An 18,875-nucleotide genomic window follows, 5' to 3' on the forward strand; every position below is an offset into this window, starting at 1 on the left:
ATTTGTTTTGTATATCTATTTTTACTTATTTATATAAATTCAATATAAATAAGTATCAATTTAAAATTATTTATATTGGATGCTTAATGCATGTTTTGGACATCTTGTAACACATAATCCACATCCAAAACACTTATCTTTATCAATTATTAATTTATCTGAAACTTCAATTGCATCATATACACAGCTTGTCTTACATATTCCACATTTAATACATAAGTCTTGATCTACTTCTGGTGCAATTGATGTTGTTCTAAAATGTCTATCAGCTGACTTTTTATGAGCTAATCCAATTATTTCATTTACATCTTTATAACCGTGGCTATCTAAGAACTCATCTAATTCTTTAGCTATTTTTCCATAAACGCTAGGTCCTTTTAATATAGCCTCTGTACAAACTTGAACTGCAGTAGCTCCAGCCATTAACATTTCTGCTGCATCTCTTCCGCAAGTTACTCCACCAACACCAATTATAGGAATATTTATAACTTGTGATGCATCATATATATTTCTTATTGCAACTGGTCTTACTGGTGAACCTGAAAGCCATCCATATCCTTTTTCACTTCCCATAATTGGGTAACCAGTTTCAACATCTATTGCCATACATGGTCCTAATGAATTAATCATTACTAATCCATCTGCTCCTGCTTCTTCTAATGCTTTAGCAATTTTTTGAATATCAGTATGAGGACTCATTTTCATGAATACTGGACAATCTAATGCAGCTTTTGCTGCCTTCATAGCCTCAACAATTGGAGTTACATCTGTTCCTACATAGTGAGTTGAAAGTTCAACTGCATCTGCATAAGGTTTTACAAGAGGAGCAACCTTTTCTATTTGCTCTTTTGTATATCCCATACTAACAATCATTGGAACTCCAGCTTCTTTTGCTCTTTTATATTCTTTTTCAATCCATTGTTCCTTTGGTAATTCTGACCATAATTCTGTATTTAAAAATCCTGAATTTGTTTTTCCCATACAAGGTCTTGGTACTGGAGCTGGATCTACTGATATTGTTTTTGTAACAATTCCACCTGCTCCACCTTCTACTGCTTTAACACAAAGATCTCCATCTTTAGCTCCTGGACCTGCTGCAGTAAATACTGGATTATTAAATTCCATTCCTAATATATTAACCTTTAAACTTGCCATTTTTACTCCCCCTAATTACCATTAGATTTTTTATATTATTTTTCTATAAAATTTTAATTTTATAGATTATCTTAAACTAATAACATTAAAATTTATTAGTTTATTTTTAACACACTTACTATACTCATATTAAAAACAACACTATATTAAATATAAATGTTCACGTTTTCAAAAAGGATTATTATTACTTAAAATATTAAAATTTCATTATTATGCTCTATTCCATAATTCAGCACTTAACTCTCTTGTTTTTTCTAATATTTTATTTTCATCTACATTAACAATTTGACCTCTTCTTACAACAATTTTTCCATTAACTATTGTTGTATCAACTGATTTTCCCATCATTCCAAACAAAATATGTGAGTTATAATTGCTTGCATTCATTGGAGTTAAAGGATTATAATCTACTACTATTACATCAGCATTAGCATCCTTTTTAATTATTCCAAACATTCCCTCAAAATGCTTCTGTGCAATTTTTCTATTATTATCAAATAACATCATTGGAGTTTCTCCCCATGCAACTGAAGGATTTCTAAGATGATGTTTATGAATTATATTACAAACTTTCATTGATTCAAACATGTCTTGTGTATATCCATCAGTTCCAAGACCTACTGTAACTCCTTCTTTTATAAGTTTTATTACAGGAGATACTCCTACTGCATTTCCCATATTTGATTCAGGATTATGAACTACTGAAGTACCTGTTTTTAAAAGTAATTCTCTTTCGTCTTCATCAGCATGTATACAGTGAATTGTTAAAGTCTTATCACCAAGTATTCCAAACTTATTAAGTCTTTCAACAACTCTCATATCATACTTTTCTATACAATCCTCTTCATCAGCAATTCCTTCTGCTACATGAATATGATATCCACAATCTAATCCTTCTGCTGCCTTTACACATTTTTCAAGTGACTTATCTGAAAGAGTAAAACTTGCATGTAATCCAAACATTGCTGAATTCATATTATTATTTTCTTCCTTACAATGCTTTATGTAATCTACATTTTCTTTTATTCCTTTTTCTAAGATTTCTTCTCCATCTCTATCAGAAACTTCATAACAAAGAGAAGTTCTTATTCCAAGCTCCTTAGCAACTTTTTCTATTTCAAAAAGACTTCCTTCAACAGCATGTGGGCTAGCATGATGATCAAAAAATGTTGTTACACCATACTTTAAGCTATCCATAAGTGTACTATAAGCACTATATTTTATATCTTCTAATGTTAATGCCTTATCTAATCTCCACCAAAGATTATTAAGTATATCAATAAAGTTTTTAGATACTGGACCTTCTAAATTCATCCCTCTTGCAAAAGCACTATATATATGTCCATGAGTATTTATAAGTCCTGGCATTATAACTTTTCCTTCTGCATTTAAATATTCTATTTCCTTATATTTTTCAAGAATATTTTCAGTATTTCCATAATCAATTATTTTTCCACCATCAATTACTACGGCACCATTATCTATAAATGGGTTTTCATTATTTTGAGTTATTAATCTTCCATTACCTACAACTAACATAAACTCTCCCCCTATTATTTTCTTAATACCATACCAGCCTTTACTCTATTGTACTTATTTTTCTCAACAACTATATTTCCATTGATAATTACATAGTCTATTCCTTCTGGATATTGAGTTGGATTTTCATATGTTCCAACATCTCTTACAGTATCTTTATTAAATATAACCAAATCCGCAAAATATCCTTCTTTTATATATCCCCTAAGTTTTATACCAAAAGCTTCTGCAGCTTTACTAGACATTTTCATAACTCCTTCTTCAAGAGTTATAACTTTAAGTTCCCTTACATATCTACCAAGTATTCTTGGAAATGATCCATATGCTCTTGGATGAGGTTTTCCTGATAATAATCCATCAGTGCAAACATTTTGTTCTGGCAATTTCATAAATTCAATTATTTGTTCTTCTTTACCATAAAAGTCATACATTCCAACAGCATTTTCTTCCTCTAATAAAAGATCAAATGTTGCATTGTAAGGGTCTTTTCCTCTTAAAAGTCCAATTTCAACTAAGTTTTTTCCTATAACATCTTCATTCTTTTTTGTTTTTACAGAAGTTATGTATATTGAATCAAGTGGTATGAATTCAAGAAAGTTTTCCCAACCTTCTATTCCATTTTTCATATCATATATCATTCTTTCACGCATTTCTTTTGATGCTAGTCTTTTCATAAGCTTATCTGTTCCACCATCATGAGCCCAAGGTGGTAAAATTACTCCAAGCATTGTACTTCCTGTTATATAAGGATATTGGTCAACTGTTACCCTAATCCCCTTTTTTTCTGCTTCTTTAAGAAGACTTATAACTTCATTTATATGTTTCCAATTTTTCTTTCCACAAATCTTAAAATGAGAAAAATGAACTCTTACACCTGATTTTTCACCAATTTCTATCACTTCTTTCATTGATGATATTATTTCATTTGCTTCACTTCTTTGATGAACTACAAATACTCCATCATATTCTGCAACAACTTTACAAAGTTCTATAAGTTCTTTTGTTTTAGAATATGCACATGGCATATATATAAGACCTGTTGAAAGCCCAAATGCCCCTGCATCCATTTCTCTTCTTAGAACTTTACACATATCCTTTATTTCTTTATCTGTAACTTCTGTATTTCCAAGTCCTACAACTTCCATTCTTATATTTCCATGAGGAACTAAGTAAGCTTCATTTAAGCCTACTCCATTTTCCTCCATAAGTTTTAAATATCCATCTGTAGTTTCATATTCCCAGTTTATATCATCAGATTCACCATCTAAACCAGCTAAATTTTTTCTCCAAGGTGAAATAAATTCTTTTGGTAAAGGTGCCATTGATATACCATCTTGTCCTAAAACCTCGGTAGTTACACCTTGTCTTATTTTTATCTCATTATATGGATTTTCAAGTATCTTAAGATCACTATGTGAATGTGTATCGATAAATCCTGGGGCTACAACTAGCCCCTTAGCATCTATCAATCTATCATAAGATTTATCATCTATATTTTTATTTATTTTTTCTATCTTATTACCATTAACTAAGATATCTCCAATCCATCCTTTTTCTCCACTTCCATCTGCTATAAACCCATTTTTTATTAATATTTTCATGTTAATCACCCTCTATTTGTTATAAACAGATTTTAATATTCCGTAGTATCCTTCAGCTCCCTTAAATAATTGTTCTTCTTCTATATATTCATCTATTGTATGAGCTAAATTTTCCTTTGATGGACCAAAACCAATAGTTTTAATACCTGCTTCTCCAGCATAATGTGATCCATTAGTGCAGAAAGAATATTGAGTGATTTCTGGTTCTATTCCAGCTTCTCTTAAACCTTTAAGAGCTGCTTTTACAAATTCATCATCTTCATCATATAACCATGCTGGGAAAAATCTTTCTCCATGAATTGTTTCTCCTGTATAACATGTTTCTGTACCTATTGCATAAGATACTTTTGCATTAAATTCTTTATCTTCTTTCTTTAGCTCATCTATTATTTTTTTAATTGGTGCTAAAACTTCTTCTTTAGTTTCACCAACTAGAAGTCTTCTATCAAAAGTAGCTTTACAATAATCTGGAACAACTGATGCTCCTGGATAAGGTGATGATTTTATATCTGTTAAAACTAAAATTCCCTTACCTAAAACATCATGCTCTACTGGTTCTATTTCTTGTATTTTTTCAATTATTTTTGACATTTTATAGACAGCATTTATTCCTTTTTCAGGATTTGCTGAGTGAGCTGGCTTTCCAAAAGTTTCAACTACTATTTCAGCTCTACCTCTTTGTCCTATTTTTAAATTAAGTTCTGATGACTCACCTATTACTACATAATCTGGTTTTATAGCTTCGCTTATTTTTCTTGCTGAAACACCTTCAAATATTTCTTCAAAAACTACTCCTGCTACAAATATATCTCCATCAAAATCCTTATTTGTATCTTTTGCAAAGAAAGCTGCTGCCGCCATCATAGCTGACAATTGCCCCTTCATATCTGAAGTTCCTCTGCCATATATCTTTCCATCAACTCTTTCTCCACTAAAAGGTGCATGGGACCATTTTGTATCATCTGGAACTGGTACAGTGTCTATATGACCATCAAAAAGAATTTTTTTACCTTCTCTTTTTCCTTTAATATGTCCAATAACATTTCCATAAGAATCTACAAAACATTCATCATATCCAAGTGTTTCAAATGCATTTTTTATAGCTAATGCAACATTTTCTTCTTCTCCTGAAAGTGATTGATTTCTAATAAGTTCTTGACATAAACTTATTAATTCTTCTTTTCTTTGTCCGTCTAACATAAAGTTCACCTCCATGCTCAAATATATAATCTAAAAATTTAATATTTACCTTCCCAAACTATTTCTCTATATTTATCTGGATCTGTATCTCCTTCTGTGCTAAATAATAATACTTTTGAATTTTCATCAAGCTCTAAAGCTTCTTTTAAATCTTTATAATCTTCATTTGTCATAATTTCATATAAAAGACCTGCTGTTACTGCTCCTGATTCTCCTGATGTTACCTTTGTATCTCCTTTTAATGGATTTCCAAGTATTCTCATACCCTTTGCTGAAACCCAATCAGGACATGATACAAAAGCAGTTGCATGGTTCTTTAAAACTTCCCATCCTATTGTATTAACTTCACCACATGCAAGTCCTGCCATTATTGTTTGCATATCTCCACCAACAGCTCTTGCTTTACCATCATTTGCTACTGCTGATTTATAGAAACAATCTGCTAAGTTTGCTTCAACTATAACAGTTTTTGGACAATCCTCTCCAAATTCTGATGCAAAGAATCCTTGAACTCCTCCAGCTAATGAGCCAACACCAGCTTGTACAAATATATGAGTTGGTTTTTCAATTCCTTTTTCCTTTAATTGTTCTTCAGCCTCTAAAGCCATTGTTCCATAACCTTGCATTATCCAAGCAGGAATTTTTTCATATCCTTCCCATGCTGTATCTTGAATAACAACTCCATTATGTTCATCTGCATATTTAGCAGCAAGTCTTACAGCATCATCGTAATTCATATCAGTTATACTAGCTTCTGCACCTTCTGCTCTAATATTTTCAAGTCTAGTTTTTGATGATCCTTTTGGCATATAAACTACTGATTTTTGTTTTAATCTATTTGCAGTCCAAGCAACTCCTCTTCCATGGTTACCATCTGTAGCAGTTACAAAAGTAATATCTCCTAATTTATCTCTTACTTTATCTGAAGTTATTACTTCATAAGGTAAATTTGCAATATCTTCTCCTAATTTATCAGCAAGAAATTTTCCCATTGCAAATGATCCACCTAGAACTTTGAAAGCGTTTAACCCAAATCTATAAGATTCATCTTTTAAGTAAATTCCTGAAAGTCCTATTTTTTTTGCTAAATGATCTAAGCTAACTAATGGTGTTTCTTTATATTCTGAAAAACTTTTGTGAAAGTTTCTAGCTTTTGATACTTCCTCTTTACTTAAAAATTTTACACATCCTTCTTTATCTGTTTTTGGTAAAGTATTTTCTTTCCATAATATTTTTTCCATAGCATTATCCTCCTAAAGTTATTTTTTTATCCCCCACTATTTTCTAGAGTTTATTCCTTATAACTATACTGATAGCAATTGCTATGCCAAAACCACCTCTATTTTTTATTGTTAATTAAATCTACAATTATTTTGAAAATATTTCTATAAAGTCAATAAAACTAACAGTTTAGTATAAATATTTAAACTTATATTTTTTTATATAAACCTATTCTTTTTTTATATAAAAATAGGCCTAATTATCATTTTGAGAATTAATTGTCAAAGTGATAATTAGGCCGTAACCCTCTATTTTTCTAAGTTTTTATACTTATATATCAAAATAATATTAAATTTTATCAAAATGATAAATATAAAATTTAAAAATTATTCTTTATGACTTTCTATCTTTCTATATAAAGTTGCAATACCTATCCCAAGCATCTTAGCTGCTTTTTTCTTTCCTGCTGTATCTTTACCACATAAATTTAATACCTTTTCAATATATTCCATTTCCATATCCTTTAAAGGTTTTATTTCATTTTTATCAAATTTTATATTTTCTTCTATATTTTTAACTTCAAAATCTACATTATTCTTTTCAAAATCTAATATAGATTTTGGTATCATATCTTTTTTTATTATTCCATCTTCACCTGCAACATTTACCATAAATTCAACTACATTTTGTAACTCTCTTACATTACCAGGCCAATTATATTCCTTTAATATTCTATACACTTCATTTTCTATTGTATGAACATCTTTATTAAATAAATTATTATACTTCTTAATAAGTTTATTTATTATTAAGATAACATCATCATCTCTTTTTCTAAGAGGAGGAACTTCTATAGGTATTACATTCAATCTATAGTACAAATCTTCTCTAAACTCACCTTTTTCAACAAGCTCTTTTAAATTTTTATTAGTTGCAGCAACAACTCTTATATCTAAATCTATAAGCTTATTTGATCCAACTCTTACTAAAGTTCTTTCCTGAAGAACTCTTAATAACTTAACTTGTAAATAAAGTGGCATATCTCCTATTTCATCTAAGAAAATTACTCCTTTATTTGCAAGTTCAAATTTACCTACTCTTCCATTTGAATTTGCTCCTGAAAATGCACCTTTAGCATATCCAAAAAGTTCACTTTCCAAAAGACTTTCTGGAATAGCTCCACAGTTTATAGCAATAAATGGTTTATTTCTTCTATCACCTTCTGCATGTATTGCCCTTGCAACTAACTCTTTTCCTGTTCCACTATCCCCAGTAATAAGTACTGTTGATTTAGATGAAGCTATTTTCTTTATTTTACTTTTTAATTGAACCATTGGATGAGATTCACCAATTATTTCATCACAAGAAATTCTATTTTTACCAAATGTTAAATTAACAGCTTCTTTTTGTGCGCTTTTAAATTCCTTAAATATTAATATCTTTTCGCACTCCTTAAAATTTATGTAATTATATATTATTTTTCCAACTACTGAATATTTTTTTCTATCTATCTTTAAATTAAATAGTTCTCCTCTAGGATAATATTCTCCAGTGTTTTCTATTTTTATTTCTTTATTTAATACATCTATTGTAAGATTTAACATAGTTAAAGCCTTATTGCTTACTAATGTCATCTTATGATCTTTACTTATTGTTATAATTCCATCATCTACTGAATTTATTATTTGTTTTAAAAAATCTAAATTATTTTTATTATCTAGTACTTCTCTTTCTTCCATTATTTTTATTGCTATAAAATCTGCTATTTTCTTTAAAAATTCTAAATTAGTATTTAGATTTTCCATTAATCTAACTTTTTGTTCTTCTGTTGAGCATATAAGTCCTATAACTCCAAGTTTATCATTTCCATATATTATAGGAACGCATATTTCCATACACTCTTTACATTTACCCTTATCTTTGCAATTTTTGCAAAGTATATCTAATCCAGGATTTTCAATAACTTTTGGTTCCCCAGATCTTAATGCTTCTTTATAAACATACCCTGAAAACTCTATGTTTTGACCACTTTGATTCTCATATATTCCAGTTGCTGCTATTCTATTCATATTATTATCTACAATTTCAACATCTATTTTTAATACATTAGAAAGTAAAACAACATATTCATTTACAACATCTGAAATATCTTTTAATCCTATTTTATTCATATAAAATTTCACCCTTTTAGAAATATTTTAGTTAATTAAATTATTTTTTTGATTTATCCTTCATACATATTAAGTTACCATTGTTTTTTTCAAATAATATTTCTGCAATTATACTAAATGCTATTTCTTCTGGCGTTCCATCTGATATATCAAGCCCTATTGGCATATGAATATTATTTATTATTTTTTCTTCAATTCCCTTTTCTACAAGATATTCTTTCAATCCTGAAACCTTCTTTTTACTACCTACTACCCCTATATATTTATATGGCTTATCTATAACAGCTTTAAGCCATTTACGATCACTAGCATGTCCTCTAGTTGCTAAAACTACAAAAGAATCTTTAAAATCAATGTTTTCAATATAATTCTCATCATCTGTAACTATGAACTCATCAACATTTTTAAATGTTTCGTAGCTTTTATATTCTTCTCTATCTTCTATTATTATTCTTCTAAAGTTCATGCTATCTGTTATTTTTATAATATTTTGTGATATGTGTCCAGCCCCAAATATTATAAGTTTTGGTTTTGGTATAAACACTTTTATGTACCCTGAAATATCTCCACCACAAGTCATTTTAAGATTTCCTTTTTCATTTAATCTGTAATCAAAGCTTGTACCTATTCCTTCTTTTATTGCATTTTTACACTCTTTTATTACTCTTGCTTCAACAGCTCCTCCACCAATTGTTCCTACTATAACTCCATCTTCATTAACACTCATCATTGTCCCTGCTTTCCTTGGTGTTGAACCTCCAGCTTCAGTTATAATTGCAAGAGCAACCTTTCTACAATTATTTAATTCCATAGTTATATTTCTCAAAATTCTCTCTTCCATAATTTAAACCTCCATAATACTTCTTAAATAAAGTATTCCTTCTAAAGCTGCTCCACCTACGCATCTTGCTTTATCTGAAATTAAATCACAATTTTTCTTTTCTTCTATTCTTGGATCTATATCAGCTATTTTAAATCCTTTAGTTACATAAAACCCTTCTCTTATCATTCCTCTTAACAAACCACTCATAGTTGCATATACATATTCACTTCCAACTTTACATATTGGCTCACCCTTTTCAACTACATCACCAATATCTTTTATTATGTGTAATGATCCCTCACAAGGTGAATAAACAACCCTCTCTTTTCCATATCCTTTTATAATTCCAGGAACTCCAGTATTTTTTTCAGCTGGCCCTTTAAATATAAGTCTCCCTAAATTATGCCCTCTATTTGTTTCAACAACTATATCAACATCTTTTCCAGCTTCATAACCTGGTCCTAATGCTATTGTTATTGGAGCCATACTTTTATTAGTTCCTATATTTTTTTTGCATAAAGTTCCATCAACAACTGCAATTGGATTTATTTTTTCTATTAAATCACCACTTGAGTCAACCATAACACATACCTTATTTTCTTTTAATACATTATGCATTTCTTCTATTGACTCAGCCTTTTTAGCAATTATATCCTCAACTGTGCATTCGCCATCATATATAGCCTCACTTAGACATACATTTCTTCTTATTGATGAAGGTTTTTGAACTTCAAGTGAAACCACTGAAAATCCTGCCCTCTTAAGTTTTTGAATAGTCCCAGTTGCTATATCTCCAGCACCTCTTACTACTATTATTTCATCTTTCATAACTTTTCCCCCTCATATATAGCTTTTGCCATTTTTAAATCTTCTTTTGTATCAATATCAAAAAACTCTATACTTTTATTAAAATAAACAGGTGTAACTTTTTTAATGTTATTTTTTATTACATTTCTTCCACCTATATCACCTTCAATATTCATTAATTCAAACTTAAATTCCCTTGAAAAAATTACTGGACTTTTATTTTTGCCATTTACTTTTGGAAGTATTATTCCACCCCTCTTTATAAACGTTTTCATAAGTATTTTAATAGTTTCCTTTTTAATAAAAGGCTGATCTCCAGTAAAAAAAATATATCCATCATATTCCTTTTTCAAAGAACTTAAAGCTAATTTTATACTCTCACTTTGTCCATATTTAAACCTTCCATTATATATAGTTTTAACTTGTAAATTCTCTGCTATATCTTTAACTTCTTTATCTTTATAAATTACTATTACATCTTCAAAATCACAACTTTTTGCTAATTCAATAGTCCATCTTATTAAAGGCTTATTATATAAATTTATAAGAAGCTTATTTTCACTCATTCTTCTAGACATCCCAGATGCCATAATTATTGCTACCAACTAAAACACCTCAATATAAAACTTAAAATAAAAAATAACTTTCATTTAAGAGACTTCCACCTATTATTTTATTTATATTTATATTTTTCCTCTCTAATATTTTTAGCAACTTACATGCCATTTCATATTGTTTTTTATTCTCTATCTTATTTAAAAATAATATTTTTTCTCCAACACTATTTTTAAATAATCCATTTTTACTTGAAATAACATTTGCTATAGCCTCAGGAGTTATTTCCTCACCTTCTGATATAAGAGATATTTTTGAAAACTTTTCTATTCTATGAATTATATCCTCTTTAGCAATTTTCCCTATAATATCTATAGGTATTATTCCTACTGTTTTATTTGTTCTCTTACTTATTACTGGTTCAGTTTCATTCCAACCTTTTAATGGCTTTCTCTTTGAACCATCACTCTCTATTAATAAATAATCAAATCCATATACATTTTCATTTATTAATTCTACATTTGTATGAAATTTGTTTTCAGAAACAATTTCTCCAATTAAAAAATTTATACCTTTTTCTAAATTAATATTTTTAGATTCATTTAAAAATATAATATTAAATTTTTCATCTTCTTTTGGGATAAACATTTTAGTAGAGGTAGTTATAATAACTTTTTTATTAGATAACTCTTTAGATAATTTGTACATAAATGTCGTCTTTCCACCAGATCCAACAACAGAAACTATATCACCATTTTTTAAATCAATTAAGTCAAATAAATTTTTCATAAATTCCTCCAAAGTCCCTTGGTTTAATTATACAATTTATTTAAATTTTTTCAAATTTTTTATATATAAAAAATCGTCTATAAATTATTATTAATTTATAGACGATTAATTTCTTAATAACATAAAATTTTTAAATTTACTATTTTACATCAGTTGTTAAATTACCTTCACCATATACACTTTCCCAATCTTTAATAAATTGTTCAACACTCCAATCAGTTAACGGATGCTCTAGCATTTTATCCATTATTTCTGGATTTACAGTTACTGAATGAACCCCATATTTGCTTAATTCATGGACTTGTTGAACATTTTTAAATGATGCTGCCAAAACTTTACAATCCAAGTTATAAAGTTTTAATTCATCAATAATATCCTTTACTACTTGTACACCATTTCCACTTATATTATCAATTCTATTTACATATGGAGCAACAAACTTAGCACCACTTACTGCAGCCATTAATGCTTGCTGAGCTGTAAATATTGCAGTAGCTGTTATATTTATCCCATCTTTACTTAAAACTTTTATTGCTTTAATTCCTTCTTTAGTTACAGGAATTTTAATATAAAGATTTCCCCCTATAGTTTTATTTAAATATTTAGCTTCTCTTACCATTTCTTCTGAAGTCTTACCTAAAACTTGTACATGTAACATTGTATCTTTATCAATTATTTCTCTTATATCTTTTAAAAGTCTTAAAAATTTTTTATTCTCCTTTGATATTATTGTTGGATTTGTTGTTACTCCTGTTATTGGATATAAATCAAAAGCTCTCTTTATATCAGCTATATTTGCAGTATCTAACATGTATATCATAATTATTTCTCCCCTTTTAATATATAAATTTTGCACTTTAAAATATTTTTATTTAATTAAATTTATAATGCTTCTTCTGTTCTTGATATTATGTCTTCTTGAGTTGTAGGATCTAATGTAACAAACTGTGCACAATACCCTGCAACTCTAACTATTACATCTCTGTATTTTTCTGGGTCCTTTTGTGCTGCTCTTAATGTTTCAGTTGAAATTATATTAAATTGTATATGCCATCCCTTCATTGCTACAAAAGATTTTATTAAAGCTACAAACTTTTCAAATTGAGCATCTCCCTTTAATAATTCCGGTGAAAACTTTTGATTTAATAATTGACCACCTGTCATTAATATAGTTTTAAGTTTAGTTATTGATTTTAATACAGAGGTTGGTCCATTTATATCTGTTCCTTGAACTGGTGATGCTCCCTCTGCTGCTGGAGTCCATGCTTTCCTACCATCTGGAGTTGCTCCTGTTACTGTTCCCATAGGTACATTTGATGAAATTCCAGAAGTTGATAAACCATATTTGCAACCAATTGGGCCTTTTCCATTTCTTGTTGTAGTATATTTTACTATTTCATTAATATAAGTATCATAAGCTTCTTTTGCTATATTATCTACATAATCTATATCATTACCATACTTTGGTGCTTCTAATAATATTTTTTGAATTACTTTTCCTTTTTCTCCTTCAAAGTTATTACTTAAAGCATACATAACTTCTTCCTTACTTAAATATTTATTTTCATATACTACACTCTTTAATGCTGCTAAGGAATTTGCCACATTTGCAAGTCCAACTTGAAGACCTGAAACAAAATCATATACAGAGCCACCTTCTTTTATACTCTTGCCTCTTTCTATACAATTATCTACAAGTGATGAACATAACATATCTGGAAACTCTTCAATATGAGTATCAGCAAGTTTATCAAGAGCTACTGTAAGTTTTGTATAATATTTAATATTTTTATTCCAAGCTTCCCAAAGTTCATTATAAGTATTAAAGTTTGTAAGATTACCATTTCCAGTTAAAAGAGTTTTTCCTGTTCTCTTATCAAAACCATCATTTAATGTAAGTTCCAAGGCTTTTATCATATTTAAAAATGTCATTCCTGTACATCTATATCCCCATTTACCTGGAACTGCTACTTCAACACAACCAACCATTGTATAATTATATGCATCTTTATAATTTACACCTTTATTTAAAAGGGCAGGTACTATTATTTCATCTGTATGTAATGCAGGCATCCCAAAACCTGTTCTTATTACATTTGCACATTCTCTTATAAATTTTTCTGGACTATTTGAATGTAATCTTGCTGAAAGATTTGGTTGAGTAAGCTTTGCTTCTCCAACACTCTCCAAAATAAGATAGCTTAATTCATTAACACAATCACTTCCATCAAAGTTAGAGCCTCCAATAGTTACATTTTGATATGTTGGATATCCAGCGCCATATCCTGAGTGTGAAGTTGGTCTAACTTTTAATATTGAATAAAGTTTTATCCATAAACACTGTAATATTTCCTTTGCTTCATCTCTTGTTATGATGCCTTTTTCAATATCATTTTTATAATATTTATATAAATATTGATCTAGTCTTCCAAGTGATGCAGAATGTCCATTACTTTCAATTTGAATTACTAAATGAATAAACCAAACTAATTGCACAGCCTCATAAAAACTTCTTGGTGGATTTTCTGGAACAAAACTACAAACTTCTGCGATTTTGATTAATTCAAGTCTTCTTTTTTCGTTATCTTCATTTTTAGCAAGTTCCATAGCAAGATTTGCATATCTATTTGCAAATTTAATTACTGCTTCATTAGTTATAATTACACCATCTAAAAATGCTTTTTTTCTTAATCCATCATTTTCACTTATATCTACATTTTTAAGTTTTTCCTTTGCTTCATCAATTACACCTTTTAATCCTAAATTAAGTGCCTTTTCAAAATCTGGAACTATATGTCCATCTCCTGATGTCATATTTCCTTCACCATGTATTACTTTAACTGAAATTGCATCTTCTATTTCTTTTGGTATTTCTCCATAACATTTATCTCTTAATGTTTTTCCATTCCAATAATCTACTATCTCTAATAATTCATCTATATCATCTTCATTAAGATGGAAGTTATCTCCTTCCCTTTTATCAAAATTTCCTTTTTCTTTAATTTCATCTTCCATCCATTTTGCTGCATATTCAGGAAAAATTGGAGCAGTTCTTTCATTCGAAGCCTGATTACCAACTATAAGTTCTCCATCTTTAATGTATATAGTCATATTTTTTAATATTTTTTCAACTGCCTTAGCTCTCTTTATATAAACTGGAGCATTTTCATATTCCTTATACGCCTCTGTTACATATCTAGCTCTTTCAATACAAACACTAGGTGTTTGTGATAAAACTGATTCTCTTAAAGCCTTTACTCTCTCACTTCTAATCTCATAAACTTTCATAAATTTAACCTCCTCTTATCCACCAATTACACATTTTAAGCCTTTATTTTGAACAATATTTTTTAAATGTTCTATGTCAATTTCGTTTAAGTTCTTCAATTCTTTTAATTTATAATCTCTTTGAAGTTGTCTATACTTGTCTTTTCCTAATGAATGATACGGTAATAAATGAATTTCTTTTATATCGTTTTCAATAGCTATATCTGCTGTTTTTGAAATATTTTCTTCATTATCATTTAAACCTGTAATTACAGGAATCCTAATAATTATATTATGATGAATTTTACTTAACTTTTTTAAATTATCTAATATAATTTTATTGCTTGCTCCAGTAAACTTCTTATGCATATTATCATCAGTACTTTTTATATCAAACATAACAGTATCGCAAAGATTTGCTATATTCTTTAAATCATTAAAGTCTCCAAACCCACTTGTTTCTATAGCTGTATTAATATAATTTTCCTTACACATATTTAGAAGTTCTAATACAAATTTACTATTCATCAAAACTTCCCCACCCGAAATAGTAACTCCACCACCAGATTGTTTATAAAAAATATTATCTTTATAAACTTCATCAAACACTTCTTTTACATCTCGTTCTTTTCCTACAAAATTTAAAGCAGACATTAGACATGTTTTTATACATTCGCCACATAATATACACTTATTCCTGTTTATTACTACTTTATTATTTTTAAAAATAATTGCATCATTATTGCATGAATTTATACATCTTTTACATTTTACACACTTATTTTCGTTATAATAAATATCATTTTCTTTTCTTTGAGTTTCCGGATTTGCACACCATATACATTTTAATGGACACCCTTTTAAAAAAACTACTGTTCTAATTCCAGGACCATCATGTGTAGCGTATTTTTCTATTTCACACACAACAGCTTTGTTCACATAAATCACCTCCCATTTATTATCATTTAATTTTATTTATTATCATTTATCTATATTTTATAGTTATTAATTATTAATGTCAATATATTCAATTCTTATTTGTTTTCATTTATTCTCATTTTATATATAATAATAATGAGGTGAATTAAAATGTTTATGGAAGAAAGACTTAATGAAATATTAGAATTAGTTAAAAAAAATAATAAAGTCTTAGTTAAAGATTTAAGTAATAAATTTAATGTTACAGAAAGTATGATAAGAAAAGATTTAAATAAACTTGAAAAGGAAGGTTTGGTTGAAAGAACTTATGGTGGTGCTATACTTCCAAGAAATTTAGCTGAAAGCACAAATATTTCTAATAGACTTATAAATAATATAGATACAAAAAAAATTATAGCCAATAAAGCTTTTGAAAATATAAAAGATAATGATACTATATTTTTAGATATATCAAGTACAAACTACTTACTTGCTGAATTATTATCTAAAAGTTCAAAAAAAATAACATTAGTTACTAATATGGTTGAAATAACTTCTCTTTTTAATAACCCTGAACTTAAAATAGATGTTATTTGTATAGGCGGTATGTATAACAAAAAACTTGGAGGCGTTGTTGGTTCTGAAGCTATACAAGGTATCTCTAAATATAGGTTTAATAAAGCGTTTATAGGAAGTTGTGGAATAAACATTTTTGATAAAAGTATAAATAACTTTGATTTAGAAGAAGGTAACACTAAGAAAGCAATAATTGAAGCATCAAATAAAACTTATCTTCTAATAGAAAATAGAAAATTTAATTTTGATGGAACTTATAAATTTGGAACTCTATCTGATATAAATTATATAATTACAGAAAATACGCCTGATAGTAAAATATTAAAAATTATAAATAAATTAAGTATAAATATTATATAAATAACTTAGTTATTTAATATATAAGTTTATTTTTTATTAAAACTATCTATATATTTTTATTTTTAAATTTAATAAGGATATATTTAATTAAATATATCCTTATACACTATTATCTATTATCTATTTTTTCTGGATAAAGATCATGGTTTACTAATCTATTGTAAGCAACCTGGTCCCATTTGGTGCCTTTCTTACCGTAATTGCAATAAGGATCTATTGATATACCGCCTCTTGGAGTAAATTTTCCCCAAACTTCTATATATTTAGGATCCATTACTTTAATTAAATCTTTCATTATTATGTTAATACAATCTTCATGAAAATCTCCATGATTTCTAAAACTAAATAAATATAATTTTAAAGACTTACTTTCTACCATATTTATATTTGGTACATATGATATATATATTGTTGCAAAGTCAGGTTGTCCAGTTATTGGGCAAAGACTTGTAAACTCTGGAAAGTTAAACTTTACAAAATAATCATTATCTTTATGTTTATTTTCAAAAACTTCTAAAACCTCTGGTGTATATGAAAATTCATAATTTGTATTTTTATTTCCAAGTAGTGTTAATCCTTCACTTTCTCTATTTAAATTTTGCATAATAAAAACTCCCCCCATTATTTAAATTTATTTTTAAACTTTATATAACCATTTTTCCTTAATGTACATGATGGACAATGACCACATCCATTTCCTATTATTCCGTTATAACAAGTTAAAGTTTCATTTTTAACTATATCTAAAACACCTAAATCATCCGCTAATTTCCAAGTTTCTGCTTTATCTATCCACATAAGTGGTGTTATTATTTCAAATTGATAGTCCATTGATAAGTTCAATGTGACATTTAATGATTTTATAAATATATCTCTACAATCTGGATAACCACTAAAATCACTTTGTGAAACACCCGTAATTATATTATTTATTCCTCTTTGCTTTGCAAATATTGCAACAAAACTTAGAAACAAAAGGTTTCTTCCATCTACAAAGCTATTTGGAACTGTATCTTTCTTCACCTCTTTATCAACTTCTATATCTACTCTAGTTAATGAATTTGGAGCTAATTGATTTAACAAATTTAAATCTAATATATAATGTTCCACATTATACTTTTTACAAATATTTTTTGCACATTCAAGTTCAAGGTTATGTCTTTGACCATAGTCAAAAGATACTGCAATTACATTTTTATATTTTTTCTTTGCCCAAAATAAACAAGTTGTACTATCTTGTCCACCACTAAAAACTACTATTGCTTCTTCCTTATTCATTACTAAAATCCACCTTTCATATTTAACAATAACTCTTGTCTTAAAAGTATATTTTCTTTAAATTTTCCTTTATAAATACTTGTTTTAGTACATGATCCATTCTTTTTAATTCCTCTAGTTGTCATACAGGAATGTTCCCCTTCTATAATAACTGCTATATCAGAACTTTCAGTTATAATTTCTATAATTTCTGCTATATCTTTACCTATTTTTTCTTGAAGTTGCAATCTTCTGCCTACCATATCTGCAATTCTAGCTATTTTGCTAAGTCCTATTACTTTTCCATTAGGAATATATGCAACTGTAACCTTCATGTTATACATTAAAGCTAAATGATGTTCACAATAACTAAATATAGGTATATCTTTAACTATAACCATTTCGTCACTATCTGATATTTCAAAACTTTCATTAAAACATTTATTAAACATTTCTGCTATTTCTTTATTGGAATAATTATTACCTTCTAAAACTTCCTTTAACATATTTACATATCTTTTTGGAGTTTCAATTAATCCCTCCCTATTTGGATTTTCTCCAATTAATTCTAAAAGTTCTCTAACTAACTCTATTGCTCTTTCTTCCTTTTCCTTTGAATTCCAAATATTCATTTTC

At 28.1% G+C, this 18,875-nt stretch carries 17 protein-coding genes; 1 reads left to right on the forward strand and 16 read right to left on the reverse strand.

The features are described 5' to 3' along the window. Positions 1-66 precede the first annotated feature (66 nt). The 13 genes from AC4FQW_RS08800 to AC4FQW_RS08860 all read right to left on the reverse strand — a co-directional run bounded on the left by AC4FQW_RS08800 (position 67) and on the right by AC4FQW_RS08860 (position 16,067). On the reverse strand, positions 67-1,155 hold the full coding sequence (locus tag AC4FQW_RS08800; RefSeq protein WP_303127888.1) for a 4Fe-4S binding protein: 1,089 nt from the start codon (positions 1,153-1,155) through the stop codon (positions 67-69). 210 nt (positions 1,156-1,365) lie between these two features. Further along, a complete protein-coding gene (ssnA, locus tag AC4FQW_RS08805) occupies positions 1,366-2,694 on the reverse strand; it encodes a putative aminohydrolase SsnA (RefSeq protein WP_303127891.1) in 1,329 nt (442 codons plus the stop codon). Between the two features lie 14 nt (positions 2,695-2,708). Further along, the gene (locus tag AC4FQW_RS08810; RefSeq protein WP_491148598.1) at positions 2,709-4,295 is read right to left on the reverse strand and encodes an N-acyl-D-amino-acid deacylase family protein; all 1,587 of its coding nucleotides are present in this window, start codon (positions 4,293-4,295) and stop codon (positions 2,709-2,711) included. A gap of 12 nt (positions 4,296-4,307) precedes the next feature. Then, the gene (locus AC4FQW_RS08815) at positions 4,308-5,495 is read right to left on the reverse strand and encodes a YgeY family selenium metabolism-linked hydrolase (protein WP_491148599.1); all 1,188 of its coding nucleotides are present in this window, start codon (positions 5,493-5,495) and stop codon (positions 4,308-4,310) included. A gap of 38 nt (positions 5,496-5,533) precedes the next feature. Next, positions 5,534-6,736, reverse strand: coding sequence for a diaminopropionate ammonia-lyase (dpaL, locus tag AC4FQW_RS08820; RefSeq protein ID WP_303127898.1), 1,203 nt, complete (start codon positions 6,734-6,736; stop codon positions 5,534-5,536). Positions 6,737-7,102: 366 nt separating this feature from the next. Beyond that, positions 7,103-8,887, reverse strand: coding sequence for a sigma 54-interacting transcriptional regulator (locus AC4FQW_RS08825; RefSeq protein ID WP_491148601.1), 1,785 nt, complete (start codon positions 8,885-8,887; stop codon positions 7,103-7,105). Between the two features lie 40 nt (positions 8,888-8,927). Then, a complete protein-coding gene (locus tag AC4FQW_RS08830; protein ID WP_491148603.1) occupies positions 8,928-9,728 on the reverse strand; it encodes an XdhC family protein in 801 nt (266 codons plus the stop codon). A gap of 3 nt (positions 9,729-9,731) precedes the next feature. Next, positions 9,732-10,538: a selenium-dependent molybdenum cofactor biosynthesis protein YqeB gene (gene yqeB, locus AC4FQW_RS08835; RefSeq protein WP_303127906.1), complete on the reverse strand. Its 807-nt coding sequence runs from the start codon at positions 10,536-10,538 to the stop codon at positions 9,732-9,734. Continuing rightward, a complete protein-coding gene (locus AC4FQW_RS08840) occupies positions 10,535-11,122 on the reverse strand; it encodes a nucleotidyltransferase family protein (protein WP_491148605.1) in 588 nt (195 codons plus the stop codon). Before AC4FQW_RS08840 ends, yqeB begins: the two co-directional genes overlap by 4 nt. 22 nt (positions 11,123-11,144) lie before the next feature. Then, a complete protein-coding gene (gene yqeC, locus AC4FQW_RS08845) occupies positions 11,145-11,861 on the reverse strand; it encodes a selenium cofactor biosynthesis protein YqeC (RefSeq protein WP_491148607.1) in 717 nt (238 codons plus the stop codon). A 139-nt stretch (positions 11,862-12,000) separates the two neighbouring features. Continuing rightward, positions 12,001-12,681 (reverse strand): fructose-6-phosphate aldolase, encoded by a 681-nt coding sequence (locus AC4FQW_RS08850; protein WP_491148609.1) that lies wholly within the window; start codon positions 12,679-12,681, stop codon positions 12,001-12,003. A gap of 62 nt (positions 12,682-12,743) precedes the next feature. Further along, entirely contained in the window at positions 12,744-15,149 is a 2,406-nt protein-coding gene (locus AC4FQW_RS08855; RefSeq protein ID WP_491148610.1) for a glycyl radical protein, read from the reverse strand. A 15-nt stretch (positions 15,150-15,164) separates the two neighbouring features. Continuing rightward, entirely contained in the window at positions 15,165-16,067 is a 903-nt protein-coding gene (locus AC4FQW_RS08860; protein ID WP_491148611.1) for a glycyl-radical enzyme activating protein, read from the reverse strand. 150 nt (positions 16,068-16,217) lie between these two features. Here AC4FQW_RS08860 and AC4FQW_RS08865 point away from each other — a divergent pair, with 150 nt between their 5' ends. After that, on the forward strand, positions 16,218-16,982 hold the full coding sequence (locus tag AC4FQW_RS08865; protein ID WP_303127923.1) for a DeoR/GlpR family DNA-binding transcription regulator: 765 nt from the start codon (positions 16,218-16,220) through the stop codon (positions 16,980-16,982). 109 nt (positions 16,983-17,091) lie between these two features. Here AC4FQW_RS08865 and queF read toward each other — a convergent pair whose 3' ends face one another. Genes queF through folE form a run of 3 tightly spaced genes read right to left on the reverse strand, consistent with a single transcriptional unit; the run spans position 17,092 to position 18,871 of the window. After that, a complete protein-coding gene (queF, locus tag AC4FQW_RS08870) occupies positions 17,092-17,586 on the reverse strand; it encodes a preQ(1) synthase (protein WP_491148613.1) in 495 nt (164 codons plus the stop codon). Between the two features lie 17 nt (positions 17,587-17,603). Next, on the reverse strand, positions 17,604-18,260 hold the full coding sequence (gene queC, locus AC4FQW_RS08875) for a 7-cyano-7-deazaguanine synthase QueC (protein ID WP_491148615.1): 657 nt from the start codon (positions 18,258-18,260) through the stop codon (positions 17,604-17,606). A gap of 2 nt (positions 18,261-18,262) precedes the next feature. After that, on the reverse strand, positions 18,263-18,871 hold the full coding sequence (gene folE / locus AC4FQW_RS08880) for a GTP cyclohydrolase I FolE (protein ID WP_303127929.1): 609 nt from the start codon (positions 18,869-18,871) through the stop codon (positions 18,263-18,265). Between the last annotated feature and the right edge of the window lie 4 nt (positions 18,872-18,875).

The sequence above is a fragment of the Clostridium sp. TJA085 genome (assembly GCF_058310235.1).

Coding starts and splice junctions, on each gene's coding strand:
- ssnA (WP_303127891.1), bottom strand. CDS start 2,694: ATGTTAGTTGTAGGTAATGGAAGATTAATAACTCAAAATAATGAAAAC.
- AC4FQW_RS08825 (WP_491148601.1), bottom strand. CDS start 8,887: ATGAATAAAATAGGATTAAAAGATATTTCAGATGTTGTAAATGAATAT.
- folE (WP_303127929.1), bottom strand. CDS start 18,871: ATGAATATTTGGAATTCAAAGGAAAAGGAAGAAAGAGCAATAGAGTTA.
- AC4FQW_RS08810 (WP_491148598.1), bottom strand. CDS start 4,295: ATGAAAATATTAATAAAAAATGGGTTTATAGCAGATGGAAGTGGAGAA.
- AC4FQW_RS08830 (WP_491148603.1), bottom strand. CDS start 9,728: ATGGAAGAGAGAATTTTGAGAAATATAACTATGGAATTAAATAATTGT.
- AC4FQW_RS08815 (WP_491148599.1), bottom strand. CDS start 5,495: ATGTTAGACGGACAAAGAAAAGAAGAATTAATAAGTTTATGTCAAGAA.
- queF (WP_491148613.1), bottom strand. CDS start 17,586: ATGCAAAATTTAAATAGAGAAAGTGAAGGATTAACACTACTTGGAAAT.
- yqeC (WP_491148607.1), bottom strand. CDS start 11,861: ATGAAAAATTTATTTGACTTAATTGATTTAAAAAATGGTGATATAGTT.
- AC4FQW_RS08800 (WP_303127888.1), bottom strand. CDS start 1,155: ATGGCAAGTTTAAAGGTTAATATATTAGGAATGGAATTTAATAATCCA.
- AC4FQW_RS08850 (WP_491148609.1), bottom strand. CDS start 12,681: ATGATATACATGTTAGATACTGCAAATATAGCTGATATAAAGAGAGCT.
- queC (WP_491148615.1), bottom strand. CDS start 18,260: ATGAATAAGGAAGAAGCAATAGTAGTTTTTAGTGGTGGACAAGATAGT.
- AC4FQW_RS08855 (WP_491148610.1), bottom strand. CDS start 15,149: ATGAAAGTTTATGAGATTAGAAGTGAGAGAGTAAAGGCTTTAAGAGAA.
- AC4FQW_RS08865 (WP_303127923.1), top strand. CDS start 16,218: ATGTTTATGGAAGAAAGACTTAATGAAATATTAGAATTAGTTAAAAAA.
- yqeB (WP_303127906.1), bottom strand. CDS start 10,538: ATGAAAGATGAAATAATAGTAGTAAGAGGTGCTGGAGATATAGCAACT.
- dpaL (WP_303127898.1), bottom strand. CDS start 6,736: ATGGAAAAAATATTATGGAAAGAAAATACTTTACCAAAAACAGATAAA.